We start from the raw sequence: 17,880 nt of genomic DNA, 5'->3' as shown, positions 1-17,880 counted from the left end.
ACTGCACTACAGCACAAAAAAACCCAGAAAAATGGCGCCTGAGCACCTTAATGTCGGTTTGGTGATAGCGCCTTTCGCAATCAATTGTTAAAAAGGACGCCTTCTCAAAGTTACCTCCATGAAAGGACTTCGCATATGCCTGTCACGTTTACCAAGAGCGCCTTGCTGCTCGCTCTGATGCTCGGCCTTGGCCAGGCACAGGCTGCCGACCCGATCAGCCCGGCTGAATTGGCAACAAACGAAGGCATTCCGTACCCGGCCGTCATTGCGCACCGTGGCGCTTCCTACGACGCTCCCGAATCCACCGCGGCTTCCTACAAGCTCGCTCGCGACCTGGGCGCCGACTACCTGGAAATGGACCTGCAGCGCAGTAAAGACGGCGTGCTGTTCGCCCTGCACGACAACAACCTGCAGCGCACCACCGACGTGGCCACCAAGTTCCCCGAGCGCAAAGACGCCCCGGCCAACGAGTTCACCTGGGCCGAGCTGCGCACCCTGGACGCTGGCAGCTGGTTCAACGCCGCCTACCCGGATCGTGCGCGCCCAGCGTTCGTCGGCCTGAAAATCCAGAGCCTGGACGAAATCATCAAGATCGCCGAAGGCAACCCGCAGCACAAACCCGGCCTGTACATCGAAACCAAAGAGCCCAAGCAATTCCCGGGCATCGAAGCCGACCTGAAAAACAAGCTGCTGGACAAGGGCTGGTTGAGCTCTGCCGGCTCCAAACTGGGCAAGAGCAACACGGGCGTCGGCCAGGGCAAGGGGCGCGTGGTGCTGCAAACGTTTGAAAAAGACAGCTTGAAAGAGCTGCAGAAAGAAATGCCCAACACCCCGAAAATCCTGCTGCTGTGGGTCGGCCCAGGCAGCATCGAGCCGAAGTCCGCGCAGACATTCGCCGAATCCGGCGAGACCACCAAAGCGGCCTACTACGCCAAGCAAGAGCAGAAAGACGCTGCCGAGTTTGAAAAGTGGGTCGACGAAGCCAAGAGCCTCGGCGCCATCGGCACCGGCCCATCGGCCGAACTGACCAACCATGGCGACCAGAGCTACACCGACCTGGTGAAGCCACAAATGAACAAACTGACCCACGACAAAGGCTTGCTGGTGCACGTCTATACCGTCGATGAACCCGTGGACTTCGAGAAAGTGATGGCCGCTGGCGTCGATGGCATCTTCACCAACCGCGCCGCCGAACTGCTGAAGTTCTACAAGCGCTGGCCGTCGTCGAGTGTGCAGGACCTGCTCAAGGACAACGGGTACTAAGCGTCAGGCCGCAATAGGTGTCGGTTCGCCATTAAGGATGAATTAAGTTGCGCTGGTTAATCTGGCGCCACTTAAACAGCTCACCCAGAAGGACACACCATGAAAACCCTGACCGCCCTGTTTGCCGCTACCGCCCTGACCCTGACTGCCGGCCTGGCCCAGGCGGACGTTCGTCCGGACCACATTGAAGGCCTGCTCAAATCCGGCGCAGTCATGCCGTTCGAGAAACTCAACGCCGCCGCCGTGGCCACTCACCCCGGCGCCAGCATCACCGACACCGAGCTGGACCACAAAAACGGTGTACTGGTTTACGAAGTTGACGTGACCGACACCGCTGGCAAGCGCTTTGAAGTCAAGCTCGACGCCAAGACCGGCGCGGTGCTGGAAAACAAGCAAGACACTTGAGTCAACCGCCAAAAAAACCGCGCCACTTTTTAAGTGGCGCGGTTTTTTTATGCGCGCTGGAAAGCCAGAGGCAGGAAAAGTACCCACATAGTTAATGAAATTACACCTACAACGCGCAAGGTCGCTAGAATCCCACTCATTAACGTGGGCGCAACGCCCACCCTCCTCCCTATAGAGACCGCTGAATGGGGCAGAAAGCCGCCGACATCGCCACTATTGGCCGTATCAGTGCCGTACCTGCGATGCTCAAAGTCATCAGCGACATGACCGGCCTGCGTTTTGCCGCCGTGGCGCGCGTGACCGAGGACACCTGGACCGCCTGCGCTGTGCTCGATCAATTGGAGTTCGGCCTCGGTGTGGGTGGCGAGCTGGACCTTTCCACGACTATCTGTCACGAAATCCGGGGTTCCCACGTCTCCGTGGTAATCGACAAGGCCAGCGAAGACCCGCGCTACCACGACCACCACACCCCGCGCATGTACCAGTTTGAAAGCTACATCTCGGTGCCGGTGTTCCGCACTGACGGGCGCTTTTTCGGCACCATTTGCGCGTTGGACCCCAACCCGGCGCAGCTGCGCAGCAGCACGATCCAATCGACCATGGAGTCGTTCGCCCGGGTGCTGTCCTTGCAGATCGAAGCCGAGGAGGATTTGCAGGATACCCAGGCGCAATTGCAGGAAGAGCGCGGCACGGCCGAACTGCGCGAGCAATTCATCGCCGTGCTCGGCCATGACCTGCGCAACCCGCTGTTCGCCATCAACTTCGGTGCCGAGCGGCTACTGCGCAAACACCCCAACGCGGCGACCGACCCGCTCGTACGGCACATCCTCGCCAGCGGCCGGCGCGCGTCGCAACTGGTCGAAGATGTACTGGATTTCGCTCGCGGGCGCATGGGCAGCGGCATTCCGCTGCACCTCAATGATTGCCTGGATTTGCAGGACGCTTTTCGACACGTGGTCTTCGAAGTGCAAAGTGTGCACCCGCAACGCTTGATCAAGGCCGATATCGGCGACCTGCGTGGCGTCTACGGCGACCGCGATCGGCTGGCGCAATTGCTCTCCAACCTGGTGGCCAACGCCATCCATCACGGTAGCCACGACGGCCCGGTGGAGGTCACGGCGCGGATTGAGCATGAACACTTCACACTGACCGTGAAGAACCCCGGCCAGATCGACGAACTGGCGTTGCCTCGGCTCTTTCAGCCCTACTCGCGGCCGGTCAGGGACACGCCACAAGCAGGCCTCGGCCTGGGTTTGTATATCGTCAAGCAGATTGCCGATGCCCACGGCGGACAGCTGCAGGTATCGTCCTGCGCAGAAAATGGCACGCGCTTCACCTTCACACTGAAAACCCGCTGAACTCGTTTTCATACCGTCACAAAATCGTCATCCGGCCTTGCAATGATTCGCCCACGCGAACCTGTGAAACGTCCTACAGGCGCTTTCTCTGCGAGCCTCCATGAACCACAGCATCGACCACGGCCATCAGGATCCCGATCTGTTTGGCCTGCTTTACGGTTTTCGTTTTCGACCCGGCGAAAAGGGCGAACAGATTGATTCGGCCACGGCGCTCGCAGCCTTGCAGGCGCCGCACAACCCGGATGAATTTCTGTGGCTGCACCTGAACCTGGCGCACGCCGCGTGCGAGCGCTGGATGCAGACGCATCTGGCGCTGCCGGAAGAGTTTTTCGAAGCCTTGCACGAAGGTTCACGCTCTACGCGCATCGAACACGTTGACTCGGCCTTGCTGGCGGTGGTCAACGACGTGGTGTTCAACTTCAGCAGCATGGTTTCCTCGGATATTTCCACGCTGTGGGTGTGCGCCCGCAGCCACTTGCTGGTGAGTGCGCGCCTGCAACCGTTGCATTCGGTGGACAAATTGCGCTCGTCGGTAAAAGCCGGTGAACGCTTTCGCTCGCCGCTGGAGCTGCTGGTGCATTTGTTGCGCGACCAGGGCGAGGTGCTGACCCAGATCGTGCGCAAGACCAGCCTCAGCGTCGACCACATCGAAGACCAATTGCTGTCTTCGCGCCTGTCTACCAACCGCGCCGAACTGGGTGCCGCACGCCGGGTGCTGGTGCGCCTGCAACGCCTGCTGGCGCTGGAACCGGGCTCGTTGCTGCGCCTGCTCAATCGCCCGCCGCAGTGGCTGCAAAAGGAGGACGTGAAGGAATTGCGCAAATCCACCGAGGAGTTTGCGCTGATCATCAACGACTTGATGGCCCTGGGTGAGCGGATCAAATTGTTACAGGAAGAGATCGCCGCCAACCTCAATGAACAAAGCAACCGCACGCTGTTCACCCTTACGGTGGTGACAGTGCTGGCGTTGCCGATCAACATCATTGCCGGTTTTTTCGGCATGAACGTGGGCGGCGTGCCGCTCTCCACTGACCCGGAAGGCTTCTGGATTCTGGTGGCGTTGGTGGCCACGTTCACCTTGATTGCCGGGCGCTGGGCCTTTAGAAAGCGCAAAGATTACTGACGGTGGAATGCTACAAAACGGTGGGGGCTTGCCTGCGATAGCATCACCCCGGTGTCTCTGAAATTCCGAGGTGCCTGCATCGCAGGCAAGCCCGGCTCCCACACAAGCCAGGCCCCCCATTGATTGCACTCTGCCATTACTTTTGTGGGGGTTTGTAGACCAGTGGCACGCCCAATTCCCTAAACACTGACTTACCGCAGCATCTCTGTAACATTCTGCAATGATCATCAACGACATCCTCCCCACACTGGATGCTCCGGCATGGCCACCCCTTCCCTGACTGCCTCCACCACCGCCTCACACGCAGACCCCAAACCCCGGCTGGACAAGAAACCCGGCCTGGTGACGGTGATCATCTTCTTCGCCGTGCTCGCCATGGGCCTGCTGTTTACCGCCTACAGCCTGATGCACGACATGCACGAACTGGGCACGGTGGTCACCACCTGGACACCGTTCCTGCTGCTCGGCGTGGCGCTGTTGATCGCCCTGGGTTTCGAATTCGTCAACGGCTTCCACGACACCGCCAACGCAGTGGCGACGGTGATCTACACCAACTCGCTGCCGCCGCACTTTGCAGTGGTGTGGTCGGGCTTTTTCAACTTCCTCGGCGTGCTGCTGTCCAGCGGCGCCGTGGCGTTCGGCATCATTGCCCTGCTGCCGGTCGAGCTGATTTTGCAAGTGGGCTCCTCGGCCGGTTTCGCGATGATCTTTGCCTTGCTGATCGCCGCGATCCTGTGGAACCTCGGCACCTGGTGGCTGGGCCTGCCGGCCTCGTCTTCGCACACCCTGATCGGCTCGATCATCGGCGTCGGCGTGGCGAACGCCTTGATGCACGGGCGTGACGGCACCAGCGGCGTCGATTGGAGCCAGGCGATCAAGATTGGTTATGCGCTGCTGCTGTCACCGCTGATCGGCTTCGCGTTTGCCGCCTTGCTGTTGCTGGCGCTTCGCGCCTTCGTAAAAAACCGCTCGCTGTACAAGGCGCCCAAGGGCGACACCCCGCCGCCGTGGTGGATTCGCGGCATGCTGATCGCCACCTGCACCGGCGTGTCCTTCGCTCACGGTTCAAACGACGGCCAGAAAGGCATGGGCCTGATCATGCTGATTCTGGTCGGCACCCTGCCAATGGCCTACGCGCTGAACCGCACCATGCCGGCCGAGCAGTCGTTGCAGTTTGCGGCAGTGGCCGAGGTGACCCAGGTCGCGTTGATGAAAAGCGCACCGCAAGCACTGCCGGGCGACCCACGGCCGATCCTGTCGACCTACGTGCGCACCAAGGAAGCTACCCCGCAACTGATACCCGCCCTCGCCGCCCTGACAGGCCAGATAGGTGACGAAGTCAAAGGCTACGGCTCCCTGGCCAAAGTCCCCGCCGAAGCGGTAGGCAACGTGCGCAACGACATGTACTTGACCAGCGAAACCATTCGCCTGATGGACAAGGACAAGGTCGGCAGCTTCGACGCCGACACCCAAGGCAAGCTGAAGCTGTTCAAGGAACAGATCGACAATTCCACGCGCTTTATTCCGCTGTGGGTGAAGATCGCCGTGGCCATCGCTCTCGGCCTGGGCACCATGGTTGGCTGGAAGCGCATCGTGGTGACGGTGGGCGAGAAAATTGGCAAGACCCACCTGACCTATGCCCAAGGCGCCTCGGCCGAGACAGTGGCGATGCTGACGATTGGCGCAGCGGACATGTTCGGGTTGCCGGTGTCGACCACCCATGTGCTGTCGTCCGGTGTGGCCGGGACCATGGTGGCCAATGGCGGGGGGTTGCAGATGAAGACCATCCGCAATTTGCTGATGGCCTGGGTGCTAACGTTGCCGGCGGCGATTCTGTTGTCGGGCAGTTTGTACTGGCTGTTCACCCAACTGTTCTGACACAACACTGTTAAAAACTGTGGGAGCGGGCTTGCTCGCGAAGGCGGTGTGTCAGTACCGAATAGGCTGGCTGACACACCACCTTCGCGAGCAAGCCCGCTCCCACATGGGTCCTATGTGTTTTCAGGGAGTGAATAAACCGCCCATTATTTTCAGCCGCTTCTTGTACACCCGCCGCGCCTCCAATGCCTCCTCAAGCGTCACCGCCACAAACCCCGCCCGCTGGTTCGGCTGCATCTGCCCGATCAAATCCAGATCCGCACTGATCACCGTGCCAATCATCGCGTAGCCACCGCCCGAGACCGCATCCCTGTGCAGCACAATCGGCTCCAACCCCGCCGGCACCTGGATCGAGCCAATGGGGTAGCAACTGTCGACGATATTCGACGGGTCCGAGCCCGCGCCAAACGGCTGCTCACGCGGCTGAAAACTCAACGCGCTGCCGCCCTTGAAGCGATAGCCGATGCGATCCGCCTCGGAGCCCACTGTCCACGGTTCGGCAAAAAAGCTGCTTTTCGCGCCGTCAGTCAGCCGGTCGTAATACAGCCCCGGCACCACACGCAAGGTCACATCGCCGCCGACTGAGCGACGCAGCGCCATCGGCAAACTGTTGCCCGCACGCCCCAGCCCAAAGTCCTGGCCGATCGGCAGTTCATCGCCCGCCTGCAAGCGCCGTCCCTGAAACCCGCCAAGCGCGCCGAGGGTGTACGTCGAGCGGCTGCCGAGCACCAATGGCACATCAATGCCGCCCGCCACCGCCAGGTAGGTGCGCGCGCCCGCCTTGGGAAATTCAAAGCGCAGCACCTGCCCGGCGCGCACCTGGAACGCGGTGTCCTGATGCACCACGTCACCGTCCAGGCGCGGCGCCATCAGCGCACCGCTGAGCGCCACCAACGCGTCCTGTTGAAACAGCAGCTCAGGCCCGATCAAGGTGCATTCCAGGCCCGCCGCACCCACCGGGTTGCCCACCAGGTGGTTGGCCGCGCTCAAGGCGTATTGGTCCAGCGCACCCGAGGGCGGGATGCCCAAGTGGTAATAGCCTTCACGACCAAGGTCCTGCACAGAGGTGGCGAGGCCGGGTTTGATGACTTTGATCATGTCAGCGCCTCCTGCAGGGTTTTCGGATAGCCAACGGGGTCGGCAATAAAGGCGTCGAGGGAAAATTCCACCGGGCGGATGCGCAAGTCGAAACGCCCCGCGTCCACCTCGGCGACCGCCAGGTCATAGGCGTCGCGGTCCAGCGGTTTGAACTGCACGATGTCTCCGGGGCGGAAGAACACCATGTGCTCCTTGAGGTACGCCAACTGCTGCGCCGGGTCGTAGATGGGCGCCGGGGTCACGCCGAACATCTGGTAACCCCCGGCGCCGCGTACCGAGTAAATACAGCCAAAGCAGCCGCCATGCCCGAGGGTCAATTTGGGGGTGTCGGTGCGCGGGCGCAGGTACTTGGGCACCTGCAATTGCCGTTCGCGCTCAACCATCTGGAACATGAACGGCAGGCCTGCGACAAAGCCCACCATCGACACAAACCACGGCGCGCCACTGTGGGCGGCGATAAACGCGTCGACATCGGCCAGGCCGTTGATGCGCGCAGCGTATTCCAGGTCCGTGCCCGTGGGGTCTTGGTGACGGTCGCGAAAACGCATCAGCGTTTCGTGGGTCCACGGGTCGTTGTAGAGCACCGGGATTTCAATGATGCGCGTGTGCAACGTGCGCTCGGCCACGGCCCGGGCTTCGGCGCTTTGCACCGCGTCGAGCAGCACGTGTGGCGCGATGCGGTCGGGGTCGAAGCGAATCTGAAACGACGCATTGGCCAGGCACACATCCAATACGCCATCCAGCGCCAGGCGCTCCACGGCACGGGTCACGGCCATGCCTTTGAAAAAGGCCTGCAGGGACATGCTGTCGCTGACCTCGGCAAACAAGTGTTCATCACCGCCGAAGCTGTAGCGGATGGGGGACGTTTCAGCCATGTCTGTTCCTCTTGGAATCATTGTAGAAAGGCAGGCAAAAAATAATGTGTGTGTGTGCATGCTTTTTGTTGGGGTGAGCGCATGTCGTTGTGGCAAGCCGGCTTGCTGTTGCCAGTGGGTTTACTGTGTTCAGTAGGCTTACTGTGGTCAGTAGGCTTACTGTGGCGAGCGGGCTTGCCCCGCGTTGGGCTGCGCAGCAGCCCTTAAATCAGGCGACCGGGTGCTACCTGACATGACGCGGCGTTTATTGGGGCGGCTTCGCCGCCCAACGCGGGGCAAGCCCGCTCGCCACAGTAAGCCCGGTTGTCTCAGCAAGCCCGCTCGCCCTCAGAGAGTCCTCTCGCCCCAACACGTCCACTCGCCGCTGTGACTATGATGCCCGCCCGGTCCAACGCTTCGCGGGTGGCCTCGACCAACTCCAGCGCGCCGGGCGTGTCGCTGTGCAGGCAGATGGAGTCGAATGCGATAGGCAGGTCTTCGCCCTCTACCGTGCGCACCAACCCCGTCTGACAAGCCCGCAAGACCCGCGCCGCGACCGTTGCAGGGTCAAGCGCCCGCACATGGCGGGTAAACACGATGGAGCCGGTCAGGTCGTATTCACGGTCGGCGTAAAACTCGCGCACCACAGGCTGCCCGAGTTCCTTGGCAACGCGCCAGATCACCGAGTTGGGCATGCAGTACAACAACAGTGTCGGTTCGATCAGTTGCAGGTTTTGCACCAGCAAGCGCGCGGCCTCTTCGTCGCGAGCCAGGTGCATGTAGAGCGCGCCGTGGGGCTTGATGTGTTGCAGGGGCACGCCTTGGGCGCGGGCGATTTCGCGCAGGGCGCCGAGCTGGTAGAGCATGTCGTCCACCAGTTCCTGCGCCGGTGCGTGGATATGCCGACGGCCAAACCCCACCAGGTCACGAAAGCCTGGGTGCGCGCCGATGGCCACGCCGAGTTGCTTGGCGCGCGCAACGGTGCGGCGCATGGTACCGGGGTCGCCGGCGTGGAAGCCGGTGGCGATGTTGGCTGAGCTGATGTAAGCCATCAGTTCAGCATCCACGCCATCGCCGATGGTCCAGGGGCCGAAGCCTTCGCCCATGTCTGAATTGAAATCCACTGCCTGCATCGGTGTCGCTCCGCCAAAGGTGATGCCAGGAAAGTAGGCTGGCGCTTGACCCCTTGGGAAGATCTATTATCAGATGGCCCATCTTCTGAAAATCAGATAAAGCCATGTCCCTGACCTTGCGCCAAGTTCGCTACTTCGTCGCTACTGCCGAGATCGGCCAGATTTCCCAGGCGGCCATTCACTTGAACATCTCCCAGTCGGCGGTGACCACGGCGATCAAGGAACTGGAAGCCATGCTCGGCGTGCAGCTGTTTGTGCGTTCGGCCCAAGGCATGAACCTGACCGATGCCGGACGGCACTTTCTCAACCGTGCCTATGTGATTGTGCGCAGCGTGGACGACGCGCTGAACAGCCCGCTGCCGGATTACCGCGCCAGCGGCGTGCTGCGCGTGGCGGCCAGTTACACGGTGCTCGGCTATTTCCTGCCGCATCACTTGCAACGCATGGAACACTGGCACCCGGACGTGACCATCGAGGTGTTCGAGCAGGAGCGCCAAGCCATCGAACACGGCCTGCTCGACGGTCAATTCGACATGGCCGTGGTGCTCACCGCCAACCTCACTCACCCGGATATCGTCTCCGAGATCCTGTTCAATTCGGAACGCCGCCTGTGGCTGCCCAGCCACCACGCGTTGTGCGAACGCGGCGCCGTGAGCCTGGCCGATGTGGCGCAGGAACCTTACATCCTGCTCACCGTCGACGAGGCCGAACACAGCGCCATGCGCTACTGGGAACAGGCCGGACAAACGCCCAGGGTGCGTCTGCGCACCAGCTCGGTGGAGGCGGTGCGCAGCATGGTTGCCAATGGCAGCGGCGTGGCGATTCTGTCGGACCTGGTGCACCGGCCCTGGTCCCTGGAAGGCAAGCGCATCGAGACGCTGACCGTGACCGACCCGGTGACGCCCATGAGCGTCGGCCTGGCCTGGCACCGCGAGCGCGCGTTCACACCGGCGATGCAGGCGTTTCGGGATTACTTCCACGATGCTTTCCTGGCACCGCAGCAGTTGTCGGCGCGGCGTTAAATCTGGGCTTGCACGGTGGCGGCGAGCCAATCCATGAACACCCGCACGCGCTGTGGCAAATGCCGCTGCCCGGCATAGAGCAACGACACGTCCAACGCCGGCGCGGGGTAGTCAGGCAACACGGCCACCAGTTCACCGCGCTCGAGTAAATCGCGAATTCCCAGGACCGGCACCTGCGTGATGCCAAAACCGCCCAGGCACGCCGACTTGTAGGCATCGGTGCTGTTGACCGTGACGCGCCCGGCCATCGGCACGCGGTGCACTTTGTTGCCCTGCTGGTATTCGAACCCCGGCGAACGCGAACCCAATGGCCGCACGTAATGCACCAATTGGTGATGCGCCAGGTCGGCCAGGGTCTCGGGCTTGCCATGGCGCTGGACATACTCGACGCTGACGCAGTTGATCATCGGCATGCTGCACAGCAGGCGCGCCACCACCGACTGATCAGGCTGCGCGCCGACGCGCAACACGCAGTCGAAACCTTCGGCGAGCAGGTCTACCTGACGGTCGGTGGTGCTGATTTCCAGCTCGATCAAGGGGTGGGCGTGCATGAATTCGGGCAGGCGCGGCAGGATCAGGTCCCGCGCCATGACGTTGGGCATGTCCACGCGAATGCGCCCGGTCAGTTGCGCTTCATCCTGACGAAACAGGCCTTCAAGTTCTTCCATGTGCGACAGCAAATCCTTGCTGCGCTCATACAGCACGCGCCCGTCCTGAGTGGCCTGGACCTTGCGCGTGGTGCGCTGCAACAGGCGCGCGCCGAGTAATTCTTCGAGTGCCTGCACGTGCTCGGACACCGTGGAGCGCGGCAGCCCCAGGCTCTCGCCCGCCTGGGTGAAACTCGACAGTTCGGTGACCCGCACGAAGGTGCGCAACAACTCAAGCTTGTTCATGGGATTGTTCGCCTTATCCGGCCAGTGATTCCGATAGCGCCCTGTTTATCACGTTACGAGCGGACAAATACACTCAGTCCCACTGATCACACAAGAGGACTGCACCATGACCCGTAAAATCGCACTCATCACTGGCGCCAGCCGCGGCCTGGGCAAAAGCGCAGCGCTGCACCTGGCGGCACAGGGCGTCGACATCATCGGCACCTACCACAGCGCCGCAGCCGAAGCCCAAGCGGTGGTGGAACAGATTCAAGCGCTGGGTGGCCGTGCTGCCATGTTGCAACTGGATGTCAGCCAAAGCGGCACCTTCAATGACTTCGTCGGCGAGGTCAGCACAGTACTCAAGGATGTTTTCGCACAGGCTCACTTCAATTTTCTGATCAACAACGCCGGCATCGGCGCTCACGCCAGCTTCGCCGATACCACCGAAGAACAGTTTGACCGCCTGGTGGCCATCCACTTCAAGGCGCCGTTTTTCCTCACGCAAAAGTTGCTGCCGCTGATCAGCGATGGCGGGCGCATCATCAATATCTCCAGCGGCCTGGCGCGGTTCAGCCTGCCAGGGTATTCGGCGTATGCCTCGATGAAGGGCGCGGTTGAAGTGCTGTCGCGCTACCAGGCCAAAGAGTTGGGCCCGCGCGGCATTACCGTCAACACCCTGGCACCGGGCGCCATTGCCACCGACTTCAGCGGCGGCGCAGTGCGCGATAACCCGGACGTCAACGCAATGGTCGCCAACAACACCGCGCTGGGCCGTGCCGGTTTGCCAGACGACATCGGCGGCGCGATCTCGACCTTGCTGGCCGATGGCAGCAACTGGATCACCGGGCAGCGCATCGAAGCGTCGGGCGGCATGTTTCTGTAGGCATTGTGCGCTAGCATCAATGCCTTCAAGTCACAGACAGGCAATCACCGATGAGTTTCGATCCAGGTTTGGCCGGCGGCATGGGCGTATTGGCAGCCGTGGTCGACAGCGGCAGCTTTGCCCGCGCCGCCGACAGCCTGGACATGACGCCTTCGGGGGTCAGCCGGGCGATTTCGCGCCTGGAAAAACGCCTGGGGATTCGCCTGTTCGACCGCACCACGCGCTCGGTGCAACTGACCGACGAAGGTCGACGCTTTTACCAGCAAATCGCGCCGTTGCTGGCCGGTCTTGAAGAAGCCGCCAGCTCCGCCGCCGACAGTGCATTGACCGTGCGCGGGCGCTTGCGGGTGAATATCGACCCGTACTTCTCGCGCCTGGTATTGGGCCCGGTGCTGGGCGATTTTATGCGGCGCTACCCGCAGCTGCAGTTGGACTTGCACACCCGCGACCAACTCGGCGACCTGGTCGCCGACGGTTTTGACGTGGCAATTCGCTTCGGCATCCCACAATCCTCCTCGCTGATCGCGCGCAAATTGATGGAAGTGCGCGTGCTCACCGTGGCCTCTCCCGCTTACCTTGAGCAATACGGCCGACCGGCCACGCCACAAGACCTGGAAACCGGGCATATGTGCCTGGACTTTCGCGACTCGCAAACCGGGCGCCCGTTTGCCTGGGAGTTCCACCGCAAGGGCGAGCAAGTGATCGTGCGCACCGACGGTCGCTTGGTGGTCAACGACGCCAGCACCTTGTACAGCGTGTGTGAACACGGGCACGCGGTGGCGCAAATGCTCGATCTGGGCCTGACGCCGGCGCTCGATGCCGGCAGCCTGGTGGAGTTGTTTCCCGACTGGCCGGACGAGCGTTTTCCGCTGTACGCCTACTACCCGTCGCGGCATTTGCCCGCCGCCAAGGTGCGGGCGTTTCTGGAGTTTGTCGCCTCGCTCAAGCTTGGCTGACCAGCCGCCGCTGTAAGAACTTTTCCCGCAGCACGTCATAGCCCCAGTGATACACATAGGTGTACGGCAGGAAGAACAGCAGCACGCCGATGTCGAGAATAAACGCCTGCATCAGGCTGATGTTCAGCCACGCGGCGATCAACGGCACGCACACCAGAATCAGGCCGCCCTCGAACATCAACGCGTGCAGCACACGCGTCCAGCCGTTGTTGGCGAGCTTGCAGCGTGCCTTCAGGCGATCGAACAGGCCGTTGAAGATCACGTTCCAGGTCAGCGCCATCAGGCTGATTGCCAGGGTGACCATGCCCATCTCCAGGGCAGGCTTGTCCATGATCCATGCCAGCAACGGGGTACAGATCAACAACGCCAAACCTTCAAAACCAATGGCCTGGCATACACGTTCAGTAATCGACTTGGTAGGGTTCATGACCCGGCTCCGTGAGTGACGACGGTTGCCATGATTACCCTTTGAATCGATACTTCATAACTAATAACCATCGATCAAGGCGATAGTCATGGCCTCTCATGAAGTGCTGCAGGCGTTTGTCCAGGCGGCCACCCAAGGTTCGTTTTCCGCCGCGGCGCGCAAGTTAGGCAAGAGCCAGTCCACCGTAAGCGCGGCGGTCGCGAGTCTGGAGATTGACCTGGACGTGGTGCTGTTTGATCGCAGCAGCCGCAAGCCAACGCTCACGCCCGCCGGCCATGTGTTATTGCAACGGGCCGAGCAGGTGTTGGAAGCCAGCAGCCGCCTGGAGCTGGCGGCGAGCCAGTTGGCAATGGGTTTGGAGCCGAAGTTGAGTATCGCCATGTCCGATACGTATCAGTCGGAGCGTTTCGAGCTCGCGCTTAAAGCGTTTGAACAACGCTACCCGGACCTGGAGCTGGAATGGCTGATCGCCGAATGCGAAGACCTGATCGCCCTGGTGCAAAGCGGCCGCGCGCAGATTGCCTTGATCGAAGCCCAGGAGGTTTACCCGCCCGACCTGACCCGCGCGCCCGTGGCAGAGCGTACGGAAATCGCCGTGTTCGTGGCCCCCACTCATCCTTTGGCCAACGTGCAAAACCTTGACCCGCAGGCCTTGCAGCAACACCGCGAATTGCGTCTGGCCAGCATCATCAACCCCAACGAAACCCGCCCGACCGGCCGTGTGTGGTCGGCGCCGAGTTTTCTGATGCTGATGGAAATGGCCCAGCTCGGTTTCGGCTGGGCGGCGCTGCCGCGCTGGCTGGTGGAGCGATTTGGGAATGCCGGGCTGGTGGAACTTGAGGTGCGCAGTTGGCCACGTTCGGTGGCGGTGGATGCGCTGTGGTCACGCCAGCACCCGCCGGGGCCGGCGGGGAGTTGGATGTTGGGGCAGATGTTGGAGTGATTACTTGCAGGCGATAGAGATCCAAATGTGGGAGCGGGCTTGCTCGCGAAGGCGGTGGGTCAGTAAAAAATGCGCTGACTGGCACACCGCTTTCGCGAGCAAGCCCGCTCCCACATTGGAACTGCTTCGAACAGGAGATTTGTGTCACGCCGCAGAGAGCTGTGGCGGCCGATTGTTCTGGAAATATTCGTGCAGGGCGCGCAATGCAGGCAATTCCAACGCCTGCGCGGCAAAGCACAACCCCACGCGCCGCGTCGGCGCCGGCAGGTGCCATTCGCGAGTCACCACGCCGGCCCGTTCGGCCGCCATCGACTGCGGCAACATGGCCACGCCCACACCGGCCGCGACCATGTGCAGTGCCTGGGTCAACGAACCGGCATGCCCGGCCACTGCATGCGGCGAACGGCCGTACAGCGCCATCAAGCGTTGGTGCGAATCGTGTTGTGGGCAGGTGATCCAGTCTTCAATCGGCGCCCAGGCCTGCGCTTTACCGGCGTGTGCCATCGGGTGTGCCTCGGGCAATGCCATCACGTAGGACTCCTCCCAAAGCGGCAGGAACAGCTCGTCCTCGCAGCACATTTCCTCCACGGCCAAGCGCCCGTCGCCTTCGCAACCTTCCTGCAAGGTCAGCAGCAAACCCGGCAGGCCGTGGTGCGCCATACGCAGGAAAGTCTCGATCTGGCTGTCGGCAATATCGCCCTCCACGCCCAGCTCCAGGGCGATACGGTTTTCGCGCCCGCGAAACAAACCGCTCAAGGCGTCCGCTTCGGCGACCATGCGCCGCGCCTGCGGGTACAGCACCCGGGCCTCGGCGCTGACTTCTACACCCCGCGGTTGGCGCACAAATAACGCCACACCGAGTTCGTCTTCCAGCTGCTTGATGGTCACCGACAGCGTCGGTTGGCTGATAAACAAACGCTGGGCGGCCGCGGTGATGTTGCGTTCTTCGAACACCGCGAGAAAGGCCCTGAGGTGACGCACATCCATAGCTTTATCCGATGGCAGACAGAGGAATAAGGCATTTTTCAGCCTCGGCGGCGGTAAATATACTGCGCCGACCGTTCAGTTATCGATATTTCTTATTCCAGGAGTGCATTCATGAGCAAGCCACTGATCATCATCACCGGTGCCAGTTCCGGTATTGGCGAAGCCACCGCCCGCCTGTTGTCGGCCGCCGGCCACCCACTGCTGTTGCTGGCGCGGCGCATAGAGCGCCTGAACGACCTGGCACTGCCAAACACCTTGAACCGCGGCGTCGACATCACCGACCGCGTCGCACTGGTTGCCGCCGTTAAAGAAGCCGAGGCGCAATTCGGCCCGGCCGACGCGCTGATCAACAACGCCGGCGTCATGCTGCTGGGCGCCGTCAGCGAGCAAGACCCGCAGCAATGGGAGCAGATGCTCGACGTCAACGTGAAAGGTTTGCTCAACGGTATCCATGCGGTGGCCGGCAGCATGGTCGCGCGCAAGGGCGGCACGATCATCAACGTCAGCTCGGTGGCCGGGCGCAAGACCTTCCCAAACCATGTCGCGTATGTCGGCACCAAGTTCGCGGTGCATGGGATTTCGGAAAACCTGCGCGAGGAATTGTCGCCAAGCAACGTGCGGGTAATCACCATTGCACCGGGTGCGGTGGAAACTGAACTGCTCAGCCACACCACTGATGAGGCGATCAAGACGGGTTATCAAGCCTGGAAACAGGACATGGGCGGCACCGTGTTGAGCGCCGATGATGTGGCTTCGGCGATTGCCTACGCCTACCAGCAGCCGCAGCATGTGTGCATCCGTGAGATTGTGTTGGCGGCTACTCGTCAGCAGCCTTAACCGAACAAACTGCCCCCCCTGTTGAATGTGGGCGCAGGCTTGCCGGCGATGGCGGTGTATCAGGCTGTCAATCTGTTGGCTGATACACCGCTATCGCAGGCGTGCCAGTGCCCACAGTGTTGATCCTTATGGTCTGATGGTTTTGAGTTCGGCCAGGCGCCGCTCTAAAAAGCGCTTTTCTGGGGTTTGCTGAGTCAGTGACAGGGCTTTTTCGTACGAAGCACAGGCTTGCTCGGTACGCCCCAACTGCCGACAAAACTCCCCGCGCGCCGAATGTGCCCAGTGGTAATCCAGCAACTCGCCGCGCGCAAAAATCGCTTCCACTGCCTGCAGGCCTGCCCACGGCCCATCGCGCATGGCCAGCGCCACCGCGCGGTTCAACTCGATCACCGGCGACGGCACAGCCCTGAGCAACACGTCGTAGAGCCCGACAATCTGCGGCCAGTCCGTTTCCCCCGCGCTCGACGCTTCGGCGTGCACCGCCGCAATGGCGGCTTGCAGGCAATACGGGCCAAAACGCCGTGTGCTCAACGCCTGCTCCACCAGCGCGCAGCCTTCAGCAATCAAGGACGCGTCCCACAACCCACGGTCCTGTTCATCCAGCAACACCAACTCGCCGTCGGCCGAGGTGCGCGCCGCTCGGCGTGACTCGTGCAATAGCATCAGCGCCAGCAGGCCGATGACTTCCGGCTCTGGCAGCAGTTCCACCAGCAGGCGTCCCAGCCGAATGGCTTCGCGGGTCAGGTCCTCCCGCGTAAGGTTCGCGCCCATGGACGCCGAATAGCCCTCGTTGAACACCAGGTAAACCACGCGTAACACGCTGTCCAGGCGCTCGGGCAATTCGTCGCGGCACGGCACCTGATAGGGAATCCCTGCTTCGCGAATCTTGGCCTTGGCGCGCACGATGCGTTGGGCAATGGTGGTGGGCGTGGCGAGAAAGGCGCGGGCGATTTCTTCGGTGGTGAGGGCGCAGATCTCACGCAAGGTCAGCGCCGCCTGGGCGTCAGGCGCCAGCGCCGGGTGGCAGCAGGTGAACATCAGGCGCAGGCGGTCGTCTTCCACGTCGTCCTCACTCCACTCGGCCGCTTCCAGCGCGTCGGCCTGCTCCTGCAACAAGGGGGTAAAACGGGCCTGGCGGCGCAGGCGGTCGATGGCTTTGAAACGACCGGTCGAGACCAGCCAGGCGCGTGGATTGCTCGGCACACCGTCGCGCTGCCAGCGCTCGACCGCGACGAAGAACGCCTCGTGCAGGGCTTCTTCGGCGAGGTCGAAATCACCGAGCAAACGGATCAGCGTGGCGAGCACGCGGCGTGACTCGCTGCGGTAGATCGCCTCGAGTTCAGGCGTCAATCGGGCATGCCCTGGGTCACCAGCGTCACCAGGCGATCGAGGCTCTGGCCCCAGCCGTCATGAAACCCCATGGCTTCGTGCGCCTGTTTATCGGCTTCGCTCCAGTGCATGGCGCGAGCGGTGTACAGCGTCTTGCCTTCGACCTCTTCGAAGGTCACTTCGGCGGTCATGAACGGCTTGCCCGACGGCACCCAGCCTGGCGCGTAAGCATCGGTAAACACCAGCCGGCTCGGCGCCTGGATCTCCAGGAACACGCCTTGGGTCGGGTACTCGGCGCCATCCGGTGCGCGCATCAGGGTACGAAACAGACCACCGACCCACAGGTTCATTTCGCACTCGGGCGTGGTCATGCCGTGGGGTCCCCACCATTGTTGCAACAAGGCAGGTTCGGTCCAGGCGCGAAACACACGGTCACGCGGGGCGTCGATCAAGCGGCTGATGGACAGTTCAAATTCGGCAATTGGCGTTGTCATGGGATAAACCTCTTG

At 61.9% G+C, this 17,880-nt stretch carries 18 protein-coding genes; 10 read left to right on the top strand and 8 right to left on the bottom strand.

Annotated features, from left to right (window positions below; translation table 11 throughout):
• The first annotated feature begins 135 nt into the window (after nucleotides 1-135).
• The 5 genes from AC19YS_RS02105 (at nucleotide 136) to AC19YS_RS02085 (ending at nucleotide 6,027) form a co-directional block, all read left to right on the top strand.
• Nucleotides 136-1,263 (top strand): glycerophosphodiester phosphodiesterase, encoded by a 1,128-nt coding sequence (locus AC19YS_RS02105; RefSeq protein ID WP_500600764.1) that lies wholly within the window; start codon nucleotides 136-138, stop codon nucleotides 1,261-1,263.
• Nucleotides 1,264-1,362: 99 nt separating this feature from the next.
• Nucleotides 1,363-1,668: a PepSY domain-containing protein gene (locus tag AC19YS_RS02100; RefSeq protein ID WP_106576085.1), complete on the top strand. Its 306-nt coding sequence runs from the start codon at nucleotides 1,363-1,365 to the stop codon at nucleotides 1,666-1,668.
• A 185-nt stretch (nucleotides 1,669-1,853) separates the two neighbouring features.
• Nucleotides 1,854-3,026: a GAF domain-containing sensor histidine kinase gene (locus AC19YS_RS02095; RefSeq protein WP_200622904.1), complete on the top strand. Its 1,173-nt coding sequence runs from the start codon at nucleotides 1,854-1,856 to the stop codon at nucleotides 3,024-3,026.
• A gap of 100 nt (nucleotides 3,027-3,126) precedes the next feature.
• A complete protein-coding gene (locus AC19YS_RS02090; RefSeq protein WP_106576083.1) occupies nucleotides 3,127-4,149 on the top strand; it encodes a transporter in 1,023 nt (340 codons plus the stop codon).
• Between the two features lie 261 nt (nucleotides 4,150-4,410).
• Complete coding sequence (locus AC19YS_RS02085) at nucleotides 4,411-6,027, top strand: inorganic phosphate transporter (protein WP_200622905.1); 1,617 nt, start codon at nucleotides 4,411-4,413, stop codon at nucleotides 6,025-6,027.
• A 123-nt stretch (nucleotides 6,028-6,150) separates the two neighbouring features.
• Here AC19YS_RS02085 and AC19YS_RS02080 read toward each other — a convergent pair whose 3' ends face one another.
• The 3 genes from AC19YS_RS02080 to AC19YS_RS02070 all read right to left on the bottom strand — a co-directional run bounded on the left by AC19YS_RS02080 (nucleotide 6,151) and on the right by AC19YS_RS02070 (nucleotide 9,112).
• Nucleotides 6,151-7,125 (bottom strand): 5-oxoprolinase subunit C family protein, encoded by a 975-nt coding sequence (locus tag AC19YS_RS02080; protein WP_119741546.1) that lies wholly within the window; start codon nucleotides 7,123-7,125, stop codon nucleotides 6,151-6,153.
• Entirely contained in the window at nucleotides 7,122-8,000 is an 879-nt protein-coding gene (locus AC19YS_RS02075) for a 5-oxoprolinase subunit B family protein (RefSeq protein ID WP_500600762.1), read from the bottom strand. The genes AC19YS_RS02080 and AC19YS_RS02075 overlap by 4 nt, the downstream gene beginning before the upstream one ends.
• A gap of 308 nt (nucleotides 8,001-8,308) precedes the next feature.
• Nucleotides 8,309-9,112, bottom strand: coding sequence for a 5-oxoprolinase subunit PxpA (locus AC19YS_RS02070; protein ID WP_448197966.1), 804 nt, complete (start codon nucleotides 9,110-9,112; stop codon nucleotides 8,309-8,311).
• A 104-nt stretch (nucleotides 9,113-9,216) separates the two neighbouring features.
• Here AC19YS_RS02070 and AC19YS_RS02065 point away from each other — a divergent pair, with 104 nt between their 5' ends.
• Nucleotides 9,217-10,134 (top strand): LysR family transcriptional regulator, encoded by a 918-nt coding sequence (locus AC19YS_RS02065; RefSeq protein ID WP_200622908.1) that lies wholly within the window; start codon nucleotides 9,217-9,219, stop codon nucleotides 10,132-10,134.
• Here AC19YS_RS02065 and AC19YS_RS02060 read toward each other — a convergent pair.
• A complete protein-coding gene (locus tag AC19YS_RS02060) occupies nucleotides 10,131-11,027 on the bottom strand; it encodes a LysR family transcriptional regulator (protein ID WP_200622910.1) in 897 nt (298 codons plus the stop codon). The two genes, AC19YS_RS02065 and AC19YS_RS02060, sit on opposite strands and share 4 nt — an antisense overlap.
• A 106-nt stretch (nucleotides 11,028-11,133) precedes the next feature.
• Here AC19YS_RS02060 and AC19YS_RS02055 point away from each other — a divergent pair, with 106 nt between their 5' ends.
• The gene (locus AC19YS_RS02055) at nucleotides 11,134-11,892 is read left to right on the top strand and encodes an SDR family NAD(P)-dependent oxidoreductase (protein ID WP_200622912.1); all 759 of its coding nucleotides are present in this window, start codon (nucleotides 11,134-11,136) and stop codon (nucleotides 11,890-11,892) included.
• A 50-nt stretch (nucleotides 11,893-11,942) separates the two neighbouring features.
• Nucleotides 11,943-12,848: a LysR family transcriptional regulator gene (locus tag AC19YS_RS02050; protein WP_106578490.1), complete on the top strand. Its 906-nt coding sequence runs from the start codon at nucleotides 11,943-11,945 to the stop codon at nucleotides 12,846-12,848.
• Here AC19YS_RS02050 and AC19YS_RS02045 read toward each other — a convergent pair.
• Nucleotides 12,835-13,275, bottom strand: a complete 441-nt coding sequence (locus AC19YS_RS02045; RefSeq protein ID WP_106578489.1) for a multidrug/biocide efflux PACE transporter — start codon at nucleotides 13,273-13,275, stop codon at nucleotides 12,835-12,837. The two genes, AC19YS_RS02050 and AC19YS_RS02045, sit on opposite strands and share 14 nt — an antisense overlap.
• Before the next feature lie 88 nt (nucleotides 13,276-13,363).
• Between AC19YS_RS02045 and AC19YS_RS02040 the strand changes: the two genes are divergently transcribed.
• Entirely contained in the window at nucleotides 13,364-14,218 is an 855-nt protein-coding gene (locus AC19YS_RS02040) for a LysR family transcriptional regulator (RefSeq protein ID WP_119741536.1), read from the top strand.
• 144 nt (nucleotides 14,219-14,362) lie between these two features.
• Here the strand turns inward: AC19YS_RS02040 and AC19YS_RS02035 are convergent, their stop codons facing one another.
• Nucleotides 14,363-15,205, bottom strand: coding sequence for a LysR family transcriptional regulator (locus AC19YS_RS02035; protein ID WP_200622914.1), 843 nt, complete (start codon nucleotides 15,203-15,205; stop codon nucleotides 14,363-14,365).
• 111 nt (nucleotides 15,206-15,316) lie between these two features.
• Here AC19YS_RS02035 and AC19YS_RS02030 point away from each other — a divergent pair, with 111 nt between their 5' ends.
• Complete coding sequence (locus AC19YS_RS02030) at nucleotides 15,317-16,042, top strand: SDR family oxidoreductase (protein WP_200622916.1); 726 nt, start codon at nucleotides 15,317-15,319, stop codon at nucleotides 16,040-16,042.
• 126 nt (nucleotides 16,043-16,168) lie between these two features.
• Here the strand turns inward: AC19YS_RS02030 and AC19YS_RS02025 are convergent, their stop codons facing one another.
• Both AC19YS_RS02025 and AC19YS_RS02020 read right to left on the bottom strand, forming a co-directional pair.
• Entirely contained in the window at nucleotides 16,169-17,392 is a 1,224-nt protein-coding gene (locus AC19YS_RS02025; RefSeq protein WP_500600757.1) for an RNA polymerase sigma factor, read from the bottom strand.
• A complete protein-coding gene (locus AC19YS_RS02020) occupies nucleotides 17,389-17,865 on the bottom strand; it encodes an SRPBCC family protein (protein WP_500600755.1) in 477 nt (158 codons plus the stop codon). Before AC19YS_RS02020 ends, AC19YS_RS02025 begins: the two co-directional genes overlap by 4 nt.
• Nucleotides 17,866-17,880: the final 15 nt, after the last annotated feature.

It is taken from the genome of Pseudomonas sp. MF08831 (genome assembly GCF_059862645.1).
The sequence above is the reverse complement of the archived record's forward strand: the minus strand, read 5'-3'. Positions and strand labels throughout refer to the sequence as shown.

Coding starts and splice junctions, on each gene's coding strand:
- AC19YS_RS02105 (WP_500600764.1), top strand. CDS start 136: ATGCCTGTCACGTTTACCAAGAGCGCCTTGCTGCTCGCTCTGATGCTC.
- AC19YS_RS02100 (WP_106576085.1), top strand. CDS start 1,363: ATGAAAACCCTGACCGCCCTGTTTGCCGCTACCGCCCTGACCCTGACT.
- AC19YS_RS02095 (WP_200622904.1), top strand. CDS start 1,854: ATGGGGCAGAAAGCCGCCGACATCGCCACTATTGGCCGTATCAGTGCC.
- AC19YS_RS02090 (WP_106576083.1), top strand. CDS start 3,127: ATGAACCACAGCATCGACCACGGCCATCAGGATCCCGATCTGTTTGGC.
- AC19YS_RS02085 (WP_200622905.1), top strand. CDS start 4,411: ATGGCCACCCCTTCCCTGACTGCCTCCACCACCGCCTCACACGCAGAC.
- AC19YS_RS02080 (WP_119741546.1), bottom strand. CDS start 7,125: ATGATCAAAGTCATCAAACCCGGCCTCGCCACCTCTGTGCAGGACCTT.
- AC19YS_RS02075 (WP_500600762.1), bottom strand. CDS start 8,000: ATGGCTGAAACGTCCCCCATCCGCTACAGCTTCGGCGGTGATGAACAC.
- AC19YS_RS02070 (WP_448197966.1), bottom strand. CDS start 9,112: ATGCAGGCAGTGGATTTCAATTCAGACATGGGCGAAGGCTTCGGCCCC.
- AC19YS_RS02065 (WP_200622908.1), top strand. CDS start 9,217: ATGTCCCTGACCTTGCGCCAAGTTCGCTACTTCGTCGCTACTGCCGAG.
- AC19YS_RS02060 (WP_200622910.1), bottom strand. CDS start 11,027: ATGAACAAGCTTGAGTTGTTGCGCACCTTCGTGCGGGTCACCGAACTG.
- AC19YS_RS02055 (WP_200622912.1), top strand. CDS start 11,134: ATGACCCGTAAAATCGCACTCATCACTGGCGCCAGCCGCGGCCTGGGC.
- AC19YS_RS02050 (WP_106578490.1), top strand. CDS start 11,943: ATGAGTTTCGATCCAGGTTTGGCCGGCGGCATGGGCGTATTGGCAGCC.
- AC19YS_RS02045 (WP_106578489.1), bottom strand. CDS start 13,275: ATGAACCCTACCAAGTCGATTACTGAACGTGTATGCCAGGCCATTGGT.
- AC19YS_RS02040 (WP_119741536.1), top strand. CDS start 13,364: ATGGCCTCTCATGAAGTGCTGCAGGCGTTTGTCCAGGCGGCCACCCAA.
- AC19YS_RS02035 (WP_200622914.1), bottom strand. CDS start 15,205: ATGGATGTGCGTCACCTCAGGGCCTTTCTCGCGGTGTTCGAAGAACGC.
- AC19YS_RS02030 (WP_200622916.1), top strand. CDS start 15,317: ATGAGCAAGCCACTGATCATCATCACCGGTGCCAGTTCCGGTATTGGC.
- AC19YS_RS02020 (WP_500600755.1), bottom strand. CDS start 17,865: ATGACAACGCCAATTGCCGAATTTGAACTGTCCATCAGCCGCTTGATC.